The following is a 14,066-nucleotide window of genomic DNA, read 5'->3' as shown; positions in this document are numbered from 1 at the left end:
GGAGAAAATAAATGAAGAAAGGACCTTCTAAAATGTTAACGATTATTCTATCAATTCTTGCAGTGGGACTTCTTGGCTGTCTGATAACTTGGGGAGTGATTAGCTACTTGGGCCGCAGTCAAACTCTGACTGTCAAATCCATTGAAAATCCCAGCAGCGATCTTTATTTCATTCATCTGACGAAACCCAAGAATATGACTTGGAAAGCTGGTTCTTACGCTAAGATTACTTTACCTGAAGTCAAAGAAAGCGCTCAAAAGAGTCGCCGGCTGACTATTGCTTCCAATCCTGATGACAATGAGATTCTCATTCTGACGCATAATAGCAGCAGTACTTTTAAGAAAACCTTGACCAGTTTGCCAGTTGGCAGCAAGGTTGAGGTGAGTTGGCTGGAGTCCACCTTAAAGATTCAAAATGATGATTCACCGCTTGTCTGCTTTGCCTCTGATGTTGGTATTGCAGCGATGAGGCCAATCGTTAAAGAGTGGGTCGGTAAACGTGACCTTATCCTCAACCATTTGGATAAGGGAGTGACGGTCTTTGATAAAGAATTGTATCGGCTGGATCAACAAGACAGCAAGCTGACCTACGACAGCAGCGCCAGCCTTTCCCAAAGTAAAGAAAGCTTGAAGAAAGTAGTAGATAAGTACGGCAACAAAGCCACCTATCTCTTAGCTGGTCAGCCTGATGATGTTGAGGCTATGAAAAAGTTTCTTGCGGATAAGGGGATTGACATAAAGCAGCTGAAAACAGAAAAGTTTAATGGTTTGAAATAGTGAGTGCTTTGTGAAATGAACTTATTTTGATAGAGCATATCATGGAGGGAAAGGCGAAATGAAAAACAAGGGAAAAATAGAAAAATACTTGCTATTTTGCTCGCTTTGGGGCTTTGCTTTATTCATTTCAGCCATTTATTACTTTCTGATGTCCATAACGCAAGATTTATCAACCTCTTCTGAACTCGTATTATGGGTAGAAAAACATGGCACAGCCCTTGCGGTTATTTCTGAAGCAGCCATCTTCTCTGCGGTTTTTCTGCTCATCTCTAGTCATCTCTTATTGGCCTACGTCAAATGTCGACTGGTTAAAAGTATTGGCAGCAGTTTGATCATTATCCTTGCTATGGCTTTAGTTTTAACTTCTCTATTTTCAGGAAGGCTTGTTTACCCAGTCTATCATATGGTTTTAGATGATACCATTGCTAAACTGATCATCTCATCTATGGTGGCAGCAGTTCACATGGCTTCCCTAGCGCTGTCTGTGTTTATTGTGACCATCAGTTTCTCGCTGTCTAAAAAATCTAAGCTCATTTTAGTTACGGGGATACTTGTCGCACTATCGCAGCTTGTCATGGCCTATCCTTGGTTACTGCCATTTGAGACTATCTTTATCATTATTCCTGCACTTTTGATTTGGTTTATGTTGTTTTTGCGGTTTATTAGCAGATTTCTAGGGATTAAATAAAGTTTTATATGACCTAGTTAGATGGAGTAGGAAGTCTTTTGGTATAAATCATACAACACCTCAAAAGATGGACTTTTTGCCTATTCTTAGAGGCGCTGTATGATTTTAAAATACGTTAAGCTGTATAATTTTGTCTAAGTTGTTCCAACCTTGTCTCATCTAGACCAAATTCTTGATAAAAGTAGTTTTCAAAGGAAGCGTATTTGTCTAAAATAGCTTGCAGAGCATGTTCTGCAGCTAGTCTAGTTACCCCTTCACTTGACTGGATAAGTAGCCTTGCTTTTTTGGAAAAACGACATAGTAATTGATGTTTTTCTTGTGCTGCTTTAATCTTCTTCGCATAGTAATGATTTGTCAATTCGAAATCATCTAAAGCCTGTTCTTTGGTTACGCCTAATGCCAATAAGACGAGAAGTGCTGCCAGACCAGTTCTGTCTTTTCCGGCTGTACAATGAAAGTAAAGCGGTACTTGTTGATTTTCTAGTAATTGAAAGAGCTCATAGAAGGCTGGATTTGAAAAGACCATGTCATTATAACTGGTTTGATTGAAAGAGTTTTTTAGCAAGCGGATAAAATTCCAAGGGCTTTTGAAAATATTGTTTTTTAATGCTTCTGGAGATAGGTCGATTTCAACTCCGTTGATGACACTGGCACAGTGTCTCACATAAGAACATTTTTTCGGAATATAATCGGGCATTTGCATGGCTTCCTGCTCTGACCTTAAATCTAAAATTTGTTTGAGCTGTAAGCTATCTATCCTTGCTTGAGCCTCTTGAGAGAGATTTGCTAAGACAGGTCCTCTGAAAAGGAGATGGTGTTTGACCGTTTTTCCATCAACGGTTCTGTAACCACCTAAATCACGTAGGTTTTTGATGCTAGCGCAGACAATTTCTTGACCTGAATTTTTGATTGTTCTGTCTGTCTTGCTCATAGGCTATTCACTCCATTATTGTTTGGGATTTAGAATAATTTGCATAGCTGCTTCAACACCACCGCTAGCTCTAAAATCTTGTGCTACTTTGCTGGCTTGTTTCTTATAATTAGTATGATAAAGGACTTCCTCAATGCCTTGAGCTATGGTCGTAGGGGCGCAGCTTTCAAGTTTGAAACCAGCACCAGCTGCCAGAACTCGCTCAGCAACCATATTTTGTTCGACTGTTTGAGGAAAAACAAGGAGGGGAACCTCGTAATAGAGTGCCTCGCTAGTACTGTTTAGGCCGCAATGAGTGAGGAAAACATCAGCTGACTTTAGCACAGCTATTTGATCAAACGAATGAGCGACTTGAAAATTTTGAGGAGTCTGTCCTAATGAGTTTATATCTGTTTTGGCCCCAACAGATAAGAGGACGTCGAACTCCTTATTCCCTAAAGCTGTAAAACAGTGACGATAGAAGTCGCTCGCTTGGTTATTAACAGTCCCCAATGAAATATAAACAAGCGGGCGATTAGACTTTTTCCAAACTGCGGTGCTTTCTCGGATAACCGGTCCGACAAAGTGAATCGTTTCGCCAAAGCTAGCACCGGCAGGCTGGAAACTCCGTGATGTTGTTACGATGACAGGACAGTCACTTCTGGTGAAAGCGAGATCGGTGACGTGCTTGGTTGGATAGCCAAGCCTTTTTATTTTTTGGTAATTTGCCATCATTTCAGGCAAGTGCAAAAACATTTTAAAATTGTCTTTGAAAGAAGTATCACTTAACATGTTTGGTGTCTGTTCGTTAAAAGCGAAATGCGTATTGTAGGAAACGTATGGAACATCTAGGTTATCAGCAATGACAGAGGCCCACAGGGCAAGAGAGTCGCCAACAATGACATCAGGCTGCCAAGCTCCAATCTCTTCAAGATAGGTATTTCGGATATCCTCAATAGCTTCTGAAACGATGGCTAAAAGGGCTGAAAAATGGTTTTTTTGATTGTGAGTGGGTTGATTGACATGTTCAACTGTCATATAAGCCATTTTCTCATCGTAGCAAATCACCTCAGCACCAAGTCTTTCTAAGCTTTCTTTGAAATTTGAGACGGTATAGTAGCGAACCTGATGTCCGTTTTCAACTAATTTTTGGACCACTAATAAGGTCGGATTGGTGTGACCAAATGCGGGAACTCCCATAAAGATAATACGTTTCATCGTTTTTCCTCCAGTTTCTTAATGCCTTCAGTTTATCAGATGAAAACGAGGAAACAATGGGCAAAAATTCCTATTTGTTGTATAATCAACACATATTTAATATTGTCTAGGAAATCACCAATGAATAAACAAGATCGTCGCTTCAAACGAACACAAAAGTCTATATATGAAGCCTTTGCAAACTTACTTTTAGAAAAAGATTTTACCGAAATAACCATCAATGATATTAGCAACCTAGCTGACATCAATCGTTCAACCTTTTATTTACATTTTGAGGATAAGTATGCCCTTTTAGATGCTTATCTGCTAAGTCTGCTGCCAATTGTCAGTGATATTGACTTGATGCAATCCCTTAGCCAACAAGATGTATTTCTTGTCAGCTTGGGTAAGCTTTATGACTATCTTCAGGAAAAGACCATCTTTTTCAAACGCTTATTCAATGAAACGAATTATCCCTTTGCCATTCGTTCGATACGCAAAGTGCTCAAAGTATTTTTAACAGAGAACGATAGCGTCTTTTCTGAGGAAATTGGCAACTCAAAAGATTTTACCATCCACATCCGAATTGCTGGACTTATTGCCATGATTGAGTGGTTTTTATCACAAAAAAATTATAGCCGTGAACAATTCATTGAGGAGACTTATGATTTAGTTAGTCTGCTAGAGAAAGCAGGAGAGAAATAAGTGTCGAAAAAGCATGCGCCTTGCCTGTTTTCTTGACTTGGTTTGTGCTGCTCTTGCGGTTTATTAGCAGATTTCCAGGACTTAAATAAAGCCTCGTATTAGCCAGTTAGAGGGGGACATTAACAACAAAAACAGCTCTAGATAAATTTTACCTAAGCTGTTTTAATTTTGTCTGTATCCCTGCTGAATAGGCCTCAAAAATATCTGAATAATGGAACAGGGTTTCGGTCATCTGGTTTTTGCAGGAATTGTGCAGGCAGACAAAGGCAACTTTGAGCTTTAGGTCATGACAGTTTCTCCTGAATAATGACTTTCACATCCTCTGCTGACAAGACTTTACCGGCAGAGATGACTTCATCGTTTAAAACAAGAGCTGGCGTAGACATAACACCATAGTTAGCGATTTGGCTGAAATCGGTGACATGTTCAACAGCAGCATTCAATGCCGTTTCCTCACAAGCTTGCCTGACATTAGTTTCTAGAGTTTGGCATTTCTTGCAACCGGATCCCAGTACTTTAAAAACGGCAGCATCATTTTCAGCAGCAGTCTTGTTAGGGTGCTGATTTTCTTTTTTGGCAAATAGTGACATCTTTATACCTCCTAAAATATGAATGACTGCAGGATATTAAAGCCATATCCTACTAAAATAATACCAACAGTGCAAATAAGGACAAAAACGCATAAGAGCTGAGGCTTGACAGCCTTTTTTAGCATAATGAGTGACGGCAGGCTGAGAGTGGTGACAGCCATCATAAAAGATAGTACCGTTCCCAGCTGAGCGCCCTTACTCAGAAGGGCTTCAGCAATTGGAATAGAGCCAAAAATATCCGCATACATAGGAATACCAATAAGTGTTGCAAGAATCACACTGAAAGGATTATGGCTGCCAAGTACCTGAGTTACCCAACCTTCTGGGATCCAATTGTGAATAAGAGCTCCAATGCCGACACCTGCCAGAATATAAGGAAAGACTTTCTTAAAGGTTTCAGCAGCCTGTTCTTTGGCAAAAGAGAGTCTGTCATACTGGGATAAGCTTGCTGCCTCCAAATTAACAGCCTGAGCACTTTTTACGAAATCCTCAACATATTTTTCCATGCCCAGTTTTTCAATAATGGAGCCGCCGACAACGGCAAGCACCAAGCCAAAAACAACGTAAATAACAGCAACTTTACCGCCAAAGATACTCATCAGCAAAATTAAGCTTCCTAAATCAACCATCGGCGATGAAATTAAAAACGAAAAGGTCACACCAACTGGAAGTCCGGCACTTGAGAATCCCATGAAAAGAGGAATGGAGGAGCAAGAGCAAAAAGGTGTTACGGTTCCCAGCAAAGCAGAGATACTATTTGCTGCCAAACCGTCAAAACGGCTTAAAATTTTTCGGCTGCGTTCTGGCGGAAAATAACTTTGAATATAAGAAATGATAAAAATCAAGACACATAAAAGAATGGTAATCTTGATAACATCGTAAATAAAAAACTGTAAGCTGCCTCCCAGTCTTGACTCTAAGTTAAGACCGAGCAATGACAGAATTCTGCCAATCAGTCTGTTGAGCCATTTCATACCGAGTATCTGATCTTGGATAAATGTCCCCATTATCATGTCTCCATTCCTATTTTACAGATAATACATCAAAAAAAATTGATATATTATGTTCAAATAAAAGTCATACTTAAGATGACTTTCGCTGACAATTGCACATTTTAGAATGTCTGCTGTCAGCAGCGGTTAATTGCTCGAGGCGCTCTATGGCATAGCTGAAGCCCAAACTACTGATACTGTAGTGTTTCCATTTTCCCTCCTGCCTGCTGATAACAAGTCCAGACCGGCATAAAATTTTCATGTGATAGGACAGTGCCGGCTGGGGAATATCTAAGGCCTCAATCAAGACACAGGCACATGTTTCCCCATGCTGTAAATAATCCAATATCTGCAGGCGCTTCTCATCAGCAAGTGCCTTGAAAACTTGAGCGTTACGTGTATACTGACTGATTGTAATCACCTCATATCAAAAAGATTTGATGTATTCTTATCTTAAGAATACAGTTTAATAACAGCTTTGTCAAAGATTTATCTAAAAATACGTAACATTTTTAAAAGCTGGCAATAAAGCTATCTTACTCAATAAGAAATTGTAGTGATTGTCTTCTGCCCCGCTGGTGGAGCCAGTGCCAAAGTCCTCATGTTTTTTGATATTTGACAAAATGATGGATAAATCATATAATCAGTTATACTGATAATCAGAGAAGGTGATTATTTGAAATTAGAACAATCATGGGGCTATGCACTGAGTAAAGTAGCTCAGGAAATGGATAGGCGCTTTTCAACACATTTGTCATCTTATGATATTGATTCGAGGGATTATGGCATTTTGCTTACTCTTACCAATCATGATTCCATGACACAGGTTAAGATCAGTGAGCTCATGTTTATTGACAGGACCACAGTAGGGCAGTTGATTGATAGCCTTGAATCAAAAGGCTTTGTAAAGCGTCAGCAAAATCCCAAAGACAGGCGGCAAAATCTAATAGCTGTGACACGTAAGGGTCAAAACTTAGTACTAAACAGTTGGGAAGAAATGCAGCAAATAGAGCAGGATGTCATCGCAAACCTGTCTGATTGGCAAAAAGACCTACTTGACAGTATAGCAAATAAGATCGGAGGAAAATAATGGATAAAATTGAATTTTTAGAAATGTACATGGGATTATACATTAATCATTTTCCCCTTTTAGAAGCCATGAAAAGTGGGAATGGGGACTATGTTGTTCTTGATATTCGCAATGCTCCGGCTGAAATGAAGAAGGAACAAATCAAGGGAGCAAAGGCCATAGCTGCTAAGGACTTACCTGATCAGTTGGATAATCTTGACAAGAGTAAAACCTATGTAGTATATGATTGGAACGGTGGTACGATTTTAGGGAAACAAGCTCTACTGACTCTGTATAAGGCTGGCTTCAAAGCCTATGAACTGGCAGGAGCATTTGAAGGCTGGAAAGGAATGAATCTGCCAACAGAGCCGGCAGTATAATGCCAAGAGAAGACAAGTGGTTGGTCTTTGAACTTTGTACTGAACTAGTGATGTGATGCAGCGGACGAGAGAAATCTTATCCAGCGGCTGATCTCGCCCGAGCCTCAAAATAAAGAGAGTGAAAAAAGTTGATTTGACGGCTATCAATTAATTTTTATTCACTCTCTATTTTTTATGAGAGAAAACGCCCCACATCATCTTTGCAGGGCAGCTGTTTCAAATATTGTCATTTTAGAGGTTTGACAGTCTAAAATTGTGCCTTCAAAAATAATTTGTCCGTTAAGCTTCCTTCAGTCGGTTCCCATATCACTAATCCAGCCTGCTGGGACAAGAGGAACATTAAAAAATAAAACAAGCCTCGATACATAAGACTATCGAAGCTTTATCGTCTAAAGTTAATGGTGAAAAAGCGGCGGGCTCAGGTGAAAGCTAAAATCTTTGACATCCACTAAACCCACCACGCTGTCGCTTTGATACAGCTGGATTAAAAAATCTGCCATCTCTTTAGCGGTGTGGTATTGTTTGAAATGCTGATTGTAATCATAGGTGCTGGAGTTTGTTGCGACTTTCCCAAATTCGGTTTGCGTTGCAGCTGGGGCAAGGACTTTTGCCTGCAGTTTATGCTGGTTGTTTTTCATCTCTAGCGCCAGTCCTTCAGTGAAGGCACTGACGTAGAATTTTGTGGCACAGTAGGTCACAGCATTGCTGACCAGCATATAGCCGCCGCGAGATGAAATATTGATTAGCTGGGCATCATCGCTATCCTGATAATCTCTGACATAAAGAGAGGAAAGTACGGTCAAAGCCTCAATATTCAAATGGATTATCTTCTCGATTTTTTCTAAATCCTGGTGAGCAACACTGTCATAATTGCCAAAACCAGCATTATTAATCCAAGTCATAATAGGGTAAGGTTTTAAATCATCATAAAGTTTCACAGCATTCTCTGCAATAGAAAGGTCTCTTGATTTGACAACAATATCTAACTCTGGGAAATTGACAAGTATTTCCTCCCTGAGCTTTTCTAACCGTTGCTGACGTCTAGCAACTAAAATGAGATTATTCCCCAATTTTGCAAACGCCTTTGCAGTCTCTAAACCAATGCCAGAACTTGCCCCAGTAATACAAACATAACCTTGTGAATTTCTCATATGTAAAAATCCTCCTTTTAAGATATAATGACTATAACACCTAGAGTTAACTAGAGGTCAAGCAGGAGGGGAAAATGCACTATCTAATCGGAAAATTTGCAAAGCTGACTCAGCTGAGCATTCACACGCTGAGATATTATGAAAGCGAAGGCTTGTTAAAACCGCACAGGGACGCTGGCAACAGAAGGTATTACGATGACGATGATTATCGGTGGCTGCTTTTTATTTTGCGCTTAAAAGCTGTCGGTATGCCGATAAAGGATATCAAGCATTATTCAGATCTTCGTGAAAAAGGAGAAAGAACCTATCCAGAGAGACTGGCATTGTTGGAAGATCATTTAAAGTTATTGGACAGCAATCTCTCAGAGTTACAGGAAAATCGCGAGAAGTTAGTCGAGAAGATAAATTTTTACAGAGAAGAATTATCTGTACAAAAGCGTCATCAATAATCGTATAATATGCTAGGCTCTCTCGCTTTTGCTGCACTGACCCTGCGGATCAAAAAGTAGCCCTAACGCTGCTCTTTGATTTTTCTGAAAGTATTCATCAATAAATTGTAAACCTTTTTATTATAGGTTATACTAGGGAGGCGTGAAAAGAAAAAAGGGATTCTCCGTACAGTGCTTGTTGGTCTGAGTGCAGCACTCGTGGCCTATTTGGTCGGTCAAGTATTGGGCGGAATGGTATAAGAAAACGAAAGTCTGAGGCGAAAGCACCAGACTTTTTATATGAAATTTATATCTGTGATATAATGAATGTCACTAATATATACTTAGAAAGTTTTGCAGATGAGAGTGTCTATTATTCGCCATGCCAAGTTTATTTGCAATTTGGCAAGGTTTCAAACCTAATTCTAAGTAGGTTTCTATCTTTATTCGGTCGGTTATGGTAAGATGGGAGTAGCTCATAGTTTTTCCTCGGGTTCTGTTTGTGTGGTTACTTACAGTTTACACCAATGAAACGCTATGAGTTTTTTTGTTGCACTATATTTTACAATTTATCATAAAAATACAAGACAAGAACTGAAAAACTAATATTAGTTTTTCAGTCTTTTTAGTATAAAATATTATTGTGAAAACAATAGAATCTATGGTCAATTTTTCTTAAAGGCTCCTGCTTGTGCATAAAGCAGCCAAGATAAGGCAATCATAATAGCAGCAAAAACAGAAATTCCTGAGAATCCTGTAAAAGTTACAAAAAGGACTCCTCCGACAATGCCGGCAATTGTTTCACCTAAGTACATCGCCGCATTTGATAATGAGGAAATGGTACTCCGTGCATTTTCGACAGTTCCTTGCAGAGTTGTCATGAATAGCGGGAAAATAAATCCGTTATTGATATAGATTATTGTCAATAGAATTTCAGCCATCCAAAAATTAGCAGCAAACGGCAAAATCAAATAAAGAAGCAAACAATTTAAGATTCTATTTAGAAGTTGATATTGTTCGCCTTTTTAAATATTTGTAGTAAAAATATAGTCCTTATAATAATCGTTGAAATCTCTTACCTTAGATTCCATTTAAAATATTTTTAAAATTTCATAGCACTACTTTCTGATATGACGATTACATTGCCTGTAAAACTTACGTACCATGTTTGCTTTTTATATTCAGTCTGACTTTGAAGTAATTATTTTTAAAATACTAAATCCATAATATATTATTAAAAATAGGATTGGTATTGACACTAAAAGTAGGGTATGGCGTGATATCATTTTTTGGAAATACTGTGCAACAAGTGCACCTGTTACAAAAGAAAAAACGACTTTTGTAAATAATAAGGCTAATTTCTTTTTGTTATCATCTTTAGTGAGGACAAAATCTGACCAGTATAAGACCATTTTTTTAATATTTCCCGTTGTAAACGCATCATTATAAGGTTGTCCATCAACTTTATCAAAGCAAGCAACGGTTAAAGCTAAACTAAATGATAAAGGAAATAGGGCAAGTGGATCGCTAACCGTATCAATTAAAATATAGCTGCACAAAACCGATGCTAAAAAGAGAAAGAGCAAGTAAAACTCCAAGAAAATGGTGTGAACTTTTTTAGCAAGATACCTTGAAATAATAATTCCTAAAAAGAATCCAAAGAGTGTCGAAAGCTTAATAGAGACTCCAGACCAATCCTTTGAAATAAAATCACTTGTCAGCAAAACCATATTTCCAGATTGGGTCAGTGGCAAGGTGTGTTCAAAATTGCTATAGGCAAAACTATCAATAAAACCTCCCGTAAAAGTTAGGAACATAGCTATAATCGTTCGTTGGTTGAGTGCCGTGATTTCAGATGCTTTCATTGATTTCCCTTCTAAAAAGAGGAAGCCACCATAAAAAGTGAGTTCCTCTTTTATTGTTACGTCCAAATACCATATAAATCAGTTGCTATGGAAGGGTAAGCAAAAATGATATCCTGAACATCTTGCATGCTGGCCCCCAAGTTGATGAGTAAAGCTAAATAATTTACTAAAATATCTGCGCTATCACTTAAGATTTCTGCACCAACAACTTTTTGACTTTGATTATCAATAACTAGTTTTAATTGTGCTAAATCATCCCTAACACGCCTATAATTTTGCCAATGACTCATATCAACAGCTTTAATGGTATAGTTATGAGGCTCTGTTTTTGCTTGATTAATAGACATACCAACCTGACCTAACTTAGGAATACTAAAAACAGTTACAGCAGGTGCTTTAGGATAGGAAATACGATCACTCCTATGACCTAATAGTAAGTTAGCTAGATATTTTGCCTGATAATCACCGTAGCTCGTCAATTTAGGAACAGGAGCGTCACAGCAATCTCCTAAAGCATAAATCCATTCTTTAGAGGTTTGCAAATAATCATTAACTGCAATCCCTTTGGCATTATAGCTAATACCTGCTTTCTCTAAATCTAGTTGCTGGATATAAGGAGCACGTCCAGCAGCATCATAAATGCCATTAACGTTTAAGGAAGCCCCTGTTGATAGTAATACGGTGTAGAGCCCATTATCCTCTTTAAAAACCTTCATGGGTTCGGCATTTAAATGGAACTCAGCTCCTTTTGCCTGTAATCGTGAGACTAAAGTATCAACGAGCTCTTTATCAAAGCCTCTGAGAATACCATCATTGTGCTGAATAACATGTACCTTAATGCCTGCCTCGGTAAAGCTTGAAATGAGCGAGAGAGCAATAACGCCAGCGCCAATAATAGCAATCTCTTTTGGTTTCCGATGTTGTCGTAACAAATTACCACTATCATCTACAAATTGAGCACCTTCAAACGTCAGCTCTCGAGGTCTAGACCCTGTTGCGATTACAATCGTATCAGCTGACAGAACTCGTCCATCAACGATAACATGGTGATCATCTAGAAATCTCGCTTGCCCTTCAAAGGTATAAACACCAGAAGAAATAGCGCGCTCTTTTGCCCTCGCTCGCTGATCTTCAACTAGCCAATCACGATGGCTAATCATATCTTCCCAGTTGATGGTTGGAACGTCATCGAAACCTTTACCTTGAAAGGCTTCAATCTTATGGTGTAACTCACTTAAAGCCAGAATCGCTTTTTTCGCTGTTGCACCACGGTTAATACTCGTTCCACCCCAATCTCTGGATTCAATCAAGGCAACTGACTTACCTTCAGTTGCTAAATTACTTGAAACGGTTAACCCCGTTATTCCTCCACCAATGACTAAAAAATCAAAGTTTTTGGTTTTCTTTTCAGAATTAGTCATTAGAAAGGCTTTTTTTCAGATTTATTGAATTGAATCTTTTCAGGGTCAAACCAGACAACAGGTTGAGCTTCTTGTGGGAAACGTTTCACAACATCTTCTGAGAGGTTCAAATGTTCAGCAACTGTTTTTGTAGGAACAGATGCCAGCCATTTATTAAGAGAAATATCGGAATAATCAGGATTTGGAAAGACTTCAACAAAAACGAGTTTTTCTGTTCCTGTATTTTGAACATAGTGGCCTGCGACATTTGGCACATAACCAACATCTCCAGCCTTAAAGTCAAACGTCCGAGCTAAACCATTAGAGTTGAAAACACCCATTCTTGCTTGACCTGAAATGTAATATTGCCACTCAGATGATTTAGGGTGCCAGTGAAGTTCACGCATACCACCTGGTTCCACTTCAACAATCGCACCTGCAATACTTTTAGCAGCTGGAAAGACAGATTGGTCAATAATCCAAACACGACCAGCTTCCGTTTCAATAGGGTCAATATCGTCCAAATGGAAGGTTAGTGGATGAACAGTGTCCCCTTTTGAGTTAGGACGTTTTTCTTCTGCAATGGATTGAGGCAATGTTCCGTTAAAGATGTATTTTTCTTTTTTAGGAAGGGCTTCAAGAACCTCTTCACTTTGCTTGAAGTTAGCTTGAACAACTTCTTCTGGTGTATGGGCTAGCCAATCGCTTAGCAAAAGGGTTTGATTTTCTGAGAAGTTGGCGTCATTAAAGACAAGCAAGAATTCGCAGCCTTCATCTAGTGCTTGAATGGAATGGGCTACCCCTGACTCAAAGTTCCACAAATCACCAGCTTGGACATCGTCAATAAAGGTTTGACCATGTTCGTCAATCCCTGTTACCCGTGCATTCCCATAAAGCATTAGTCCCCACTCAGCTTCTTTGTGCCAGTGCATTTCTCGGTAAGCCCCAGGTGCTAATGCCATATTAACACCAGCCAGCTCATCTGAAATTGGTAATTCACGGATGGTGACTTCACGTGCCCATCCACCTTCTTCCATACGGTTATGAGCATCAGAGTAACTAAAACGCATATTTGATAAAGTACCATGGTCTGTTGTTGGTGGAACTAAAATATCTGGATTTTCACGATCACGTTCAACGTTACGAGGCCCAAAGTCTAACCAGCCTTTATTGTCTTTATTACGAGTTGGTTGAGGGATAGTTGAATTTGTCATAGAGATTTCTCCTTTTAAAAATTAAAAATAAACGTAAGATGACTTGATTAAGTTAAAAAGCTATTTCTCTTTTGAAAATTTTTCTTTAATATCAGCTTTTAGCTTATCAAACTTTTTATGACGAGCTTCTTTTTTATCAGCCATTAATCGAGCCTTAGCTTGATGCGCTAGGTCTTGTTGAATTTGGAAGGCTGATTCTACTTCTGCTGAAACAGTAGCGACATCCCACCTAGCAATGTGAACCTGATACTTTTCAAAAATAGCATTTAAAACAGATTCATCACTTTCTTGCACAAGTGCAATAATTGCCACTTCACCATTAATAAGATTTTTGCTGACAGTTGTGATTAATGCCGAATTGGTTAATTCTTTGTCTGAACCAATAGAAGCACCGATAGTTCCTCCTGCTGCGAAACCAAGGAGAACACCAAGTGGTCCACCTAAAATTCCGACTAGACTACCAATTAATCCTCCTTTGAAATAATCGTTTCCTAAGGAATTCATTAAATCAAAGCTATCTTTGACGTTAATAACGCCATTTTCAGCTTTCACAATCGAAGCCTGAGCTAATTTTGTATTTTCTGTTTGTCCAAATTGTTTTAGATCCGAAAAGGCTTGAAAGGCTTCACTTTCAATATGAAAAATGGAGACAACAATATTTTCCATAGGCTATACTCCTTTAAATATTTTTATAGAATAAA

The 14,066-nt window shown here is 38.8% G+C and carries 16 protein-coding genes and 2 pseudogenes; 6 read left to right on the top strand and 12 right to left on the bottom strand.

Annotation, left to right across the window (positions count from 1 at the left end; genetic code table 11):
- The first annotated feature begins 11 nt into the window (after positions 1 to 11).
- Positions 12 to 776, top strand: coding sequence for a ferredoxin reductase domain-containing protein (locus tag SRA_RS08895; RefSeq protein ID WP_003090010.1), 765 nt, complete (start codon positions 12 to 14; stop codon positions 774 to 776).
- A 58-nt stretch (positions 777 to 834) separates the two neighbouring features.
- Positions 835 to 1,464, top strand: a complete 630-nt coding sequence (locus SRA_RS08890) for a hypothetical protein (protein WP_003090008.1) — start codon at positions 835 to 837, stop codon at positions 1,462 to 1,464.
- A gap of 115 nt (positions 1,465 to 1,579) precedes the next feature.
- Here SRA_RS08890 and SRA_RS08885 read toward each other — a convergent pair whose 3' ends face one another.
- Positions 1,580 to 2,395 carry a tyrosine-protein phosphatase gene (locus SRA_RS08885; RefSeq protein ID WP_003090006.1) on the bottom strand — a complete coding sequence of 272 codons (816 nt, stop codon included), beginning with the start codon at positions 2,393 to 2,395 and terminating at the stop codon, positions 1,580 to 1,582.
- Between the two features lie 15 nt (positions 2,396 to 2,410).
- The gene (locus SRA_RS08880; protein ID WP_003090004.1) at positions 2,411 to 3,592 is read right to left on the bottom strand and encodes a macrolide family glycosyltransferase; all 1,182 of its coding nucleotides are present in this window, start codon (positions 3,590 to 3,592) and stop codon (positions 2,411 to 2,413) included.
- A 120-nt stretch (positions 3,593 to 3,712) separates the two neighbouring features.
- On the opposite strand from SRA_RS08880, the gene SRA_RS08875 reads away from it, so the two are divergent.
- Positions 3,713 to 4,276, top strand: coding sequence for a TetR/AcrR family transcriptional regulator (locus tag SRA_RS08875; RefSeq protein ID WP_003090002.1), 564 nt, complete (start codon positions 3,713 to 3,715; stop codon positions 4,274 to 4,276).
- A 284-nt stretch (positions 4,277 to 4,560) separates the two neighbouring features.
- Here SRA_RS08875 and SRA_RS08870 read toward each other — a convergent pair whose 3' ends face one another.
- The 3 genes from SRA_RS08870 to SRA_RS08860 all read right to left on the bottom strand — a co-directional run bounded on the left by SRA_RS08870 (position 4,561) and on the right by SRA_RS08860 (position 6,279).
- Complete coding sequence (locus SRA_RS08870; RefSeq protein WP_003089999.1) at positions 4,561 to 4,866, bottom strand: thioredoxin family protein; 306 nt, start codon at positions 4,864 to 4,866, stop codon at positions 4,561 to 4,563.
- A gap of 11 nt (positions 4,867 to 4,877) precedes the next feature.
- Positions 4,878 to 5,873, bottom strand: coding sequence for a permease (locus tag SRA_RS08865; RefSeq protein ID WP_003089997.1), 996 nt, complete (start codon positions 5,871 to 5,873; stop codon positions 4,878 to 4,880).
- A 76-nt stretch (positions 5,874 to 5,949) separates the two neighbouring features.
- Entirely contained in the window at positions 5,950 to 6,279 is a 330-nt protein-coding gene (locus SRA_RS08860; RefSeq protein WP_003089996.1) for an ArsR/SmtB family transcription factor, read from the bottom strand.
- Between the two features lie 255 nt (positions 6,280 to 6,534).
- Here SRA_RS08860 and SRA_RS08855 point away from each other — a divergent pair, with 255 nt between their 5' ends.
- Positions 6,535 to 6,948, top strand: coding sequence for a MarR family winged helix-turn-helix transcriptional regulator (locus SRA_RS08855; protein ID WP_003089994.1), 414 nt, complete (start codon positions 6,535 to 6,537; stop codon positions 6,946 to 6,948).
- Positions 6,948 to 7,307: a rhodanese-like domain-containing protein gene (locus SRA_RS08850; RefSeq protein ID WP_003089991.1), complete on the top strand. Its 360-nt coding sequence runs from the start codon at positions 6,948 to 6,950 to the stop codon at positions 7,305 to 7,307. Before SRA_RS08855 ends, SRA_RS08850 begins: the two co-directional genes overlap by 1 nt.
- A gap of 395 nt (positions 7,308 to 7,702) precedes the next feature.
- On the opposite strand, the gene SRA_RS08845 is transcribed toward SRA_RS08850, so the two are convergent.
- Positions 7,703 to 8,458, bottom strand: a complete 756-nt coding sequence (locus SRA_RS08845; protein WP_003089990.1) for an SDR family NAD(P)-dependent oxidoreductase — start codon at positions 8,456 to 8,458, stop codon at positions 7,703 to 7,705.
- Positions 8,459 to 8,532: 74 nt separating this feature from the next.
- Between SRA_RS08845 and SRA_RS08840 the strand changes: the two genes are divergently transcribed.
- Positions 8,533 to 8,907, top strand: coding sequence for a MerR family transcriptional regulator (locus tag SRA_RS08840; protein WP_003089988.1), 375 nt, complete (start codon positions 8,533 to 8,535; stop codon positions 8,905 to 8,907).
- A gap of 360 nt (positions 8,908 to 9,267) precedes the next feature.
- Here SRA_RS08840 and SRA_RS10535 read toward each other — a convergent pair.
- The 6 genes and pseudogenes from SRA_RS10535 to SRA_RS08815 all read right to left on the bottom strand — a co-directional run.
- Positions 9,268 to 9,366, bottom strand: a pseudogene (locus tag SRA_RS10535) (IS30 family transposase); the annotation flags it as partial.
- Positions 9,367 to 9,551: 185 nt separating this feature from the next.
- Positions 9,552 to 9,866: pseudogene (locus tag SRA_RS08835) on the bottom strand (MFS transporter); the annotation flags it as partial.
- A 201-nt stretch (positions 9,867 to 10,067) separates the two neighbouring features.
- Entirely contained in the window at positions 10,068 to 10,817 is a 750-nt protein-coding gene (locus SRA_RS08830) for a YoaK family protein (RefSeq protein WP_225310758.1), read from the bottom strand.
- Positions 10,808 to 12,172, bottom strand: a complete 1,365-nt coding sequence (locus SRA_RS08825; protein WP_003089984.1) for a dihydrolipoyl dehydrogenase family protein — start codon at positions 12,170 to 12,172, stop codon at positions 10,808 to 10,810. The genes SRA_RS08830 and SRA_RS08825 overlap by 10 nt, the downstream gene beginning before the upstream one ends.
- Positions 12,172 to 13,365 carry an oxalate decarboxylase family bicupin gene (locus tag SRA_RS08820; protein ID WP_003089982.1) on the bottom strand — a complete coding sequence of 398 codons (1,194 nt, stop codon included), beginning with the start codon at positions 13,363 to 13,365 and terminating at the stop codon, positions 12,172 to 12,174. The genes SRA_RS08825 and SRA_RS08820 overlap by 1 nt, the downstream gene beginning before the upstream one ends.
- A gap of 60 nt (positions 13,366 to 13,425) precedes the next feature.
- Positions 13,426 to 14,031 (bottom strand): DUF1269 domain-containing protein, encoded by a 606-nt coding sequence (locus tag SRA_RS08815; protein ID WP_003089981.1) that lies wholly within the window; start codon positions 14,029 to 14,031, stop codon positions 13,426 to 13,428.
- Positions 14,032 to 14,066: the final 35 nt, after the last annotated feature.

It is taken from the genome of Streptococcus ratti FA-1 = DSM 20564 (genome assembly GCF_000286075.1).
Taxonomy (GTDB): Bacteria; Bacillota; Bacilli; order Lactobacillales; family Streptococcaceae; genus Streptococcus; species Streptococcus ratti.
This window is presented reverse-complemented; position numbering and strand designations above follow the sequence as displayed.

Excerpts from the sequence above, each read along its gene's own strand:
- SRA_RS08890 (WP_003090008.1), top strand. The coding sequence starts at position 835 with ATGAAAAACAAGGGAAAAATAGAAAAATACTTGCTATTTTGCTCGCTT.
- SRA_RS08840 (WP_003089988.1), top strand. The coding sequence starts at position 8,533 with ATGCACTATCTAATCGGAAAATTTGCAAAGCTGACTCAGCTGAGCATT.
- SRA_RS08895 (WP_003090010.1), top strand. The coding sequence starts at position 12 with ATGAAGAAAGGACCTTCTAAAATGTTAACGATTATTCTATCAATTCTT.
- SRA_RS08845 (WP_003089990.1), bottom strand. The coding sequence starts at position 8,458 with ATGAGAAATTCACAAGGTTATGTTTGTATTACTGGGGCAAGTTCTGGC.
- SRA_RS08820 (WP_003089982.1), bottom strand. The coding sequence starts at position 13,365 with ATGACAAATTCAACTATCCCTCAACCAACTCGTAATAAAGACAATAAA.
- SRA_RS08865 (WP_003089997.1), bottom strand. The coding sequence starts at position 5,873 with ATGGGGACATTTATCCAAGATCAGATACTCGGTATGAAATGGCTCAAC.
- SRA_RS08875 (WP_003090002.1), top strand. The coding sequence starts at position 3,713 with ATGAATAAACAAGATCGTCGCTTCAAACGAACACAAAAGTCTATATAT.
- SRA_RS08880 (WP_003090004.1), bottom strand. The coding sequence starts at position 3,592 with ATGAAACGTATTATCTTTATGGGAGTTCCCGCATTTGGTCACACCAAT.
- SRA_RS08885 (WP_003090006.1), bottom strand. The coding sequence starts at position 2,395 with ATGAGCAAGACAGACAGAACAATCAAAAATTCAGGTCAAGAAATTGTC.
- SRA_RS08870 (WP_003089999.1), bottom strand. The coding sequence starts at position 4,866 with ATGTCACTATTTGCCAAAAAAGAAAATCAGCACCCTAACAAGACTGCT.
- SRA_RS08815 (WP_003089981.1), bottom strand. The coding sequence starts at position 14,031 with ATGGAAAATATTGTTGTCTCCATTTTTCATATTGAAAGTGAAGCCTTT.
- SRA_RS08850 (WP_003089991.1), top strand. The coding sequence starts at position 6,948 with ATGGATAAAATTGAATTTTTAGAAATGTACATGGGATTATACATTAAT.
- SRA_RS08825 (WP_003089984.1), bottom strand. The coding sequence starts at position 12,172 with ATGACTAATTCTGAAAAGAAAACCAAAAACTTTGATTTTTTAGTCATT.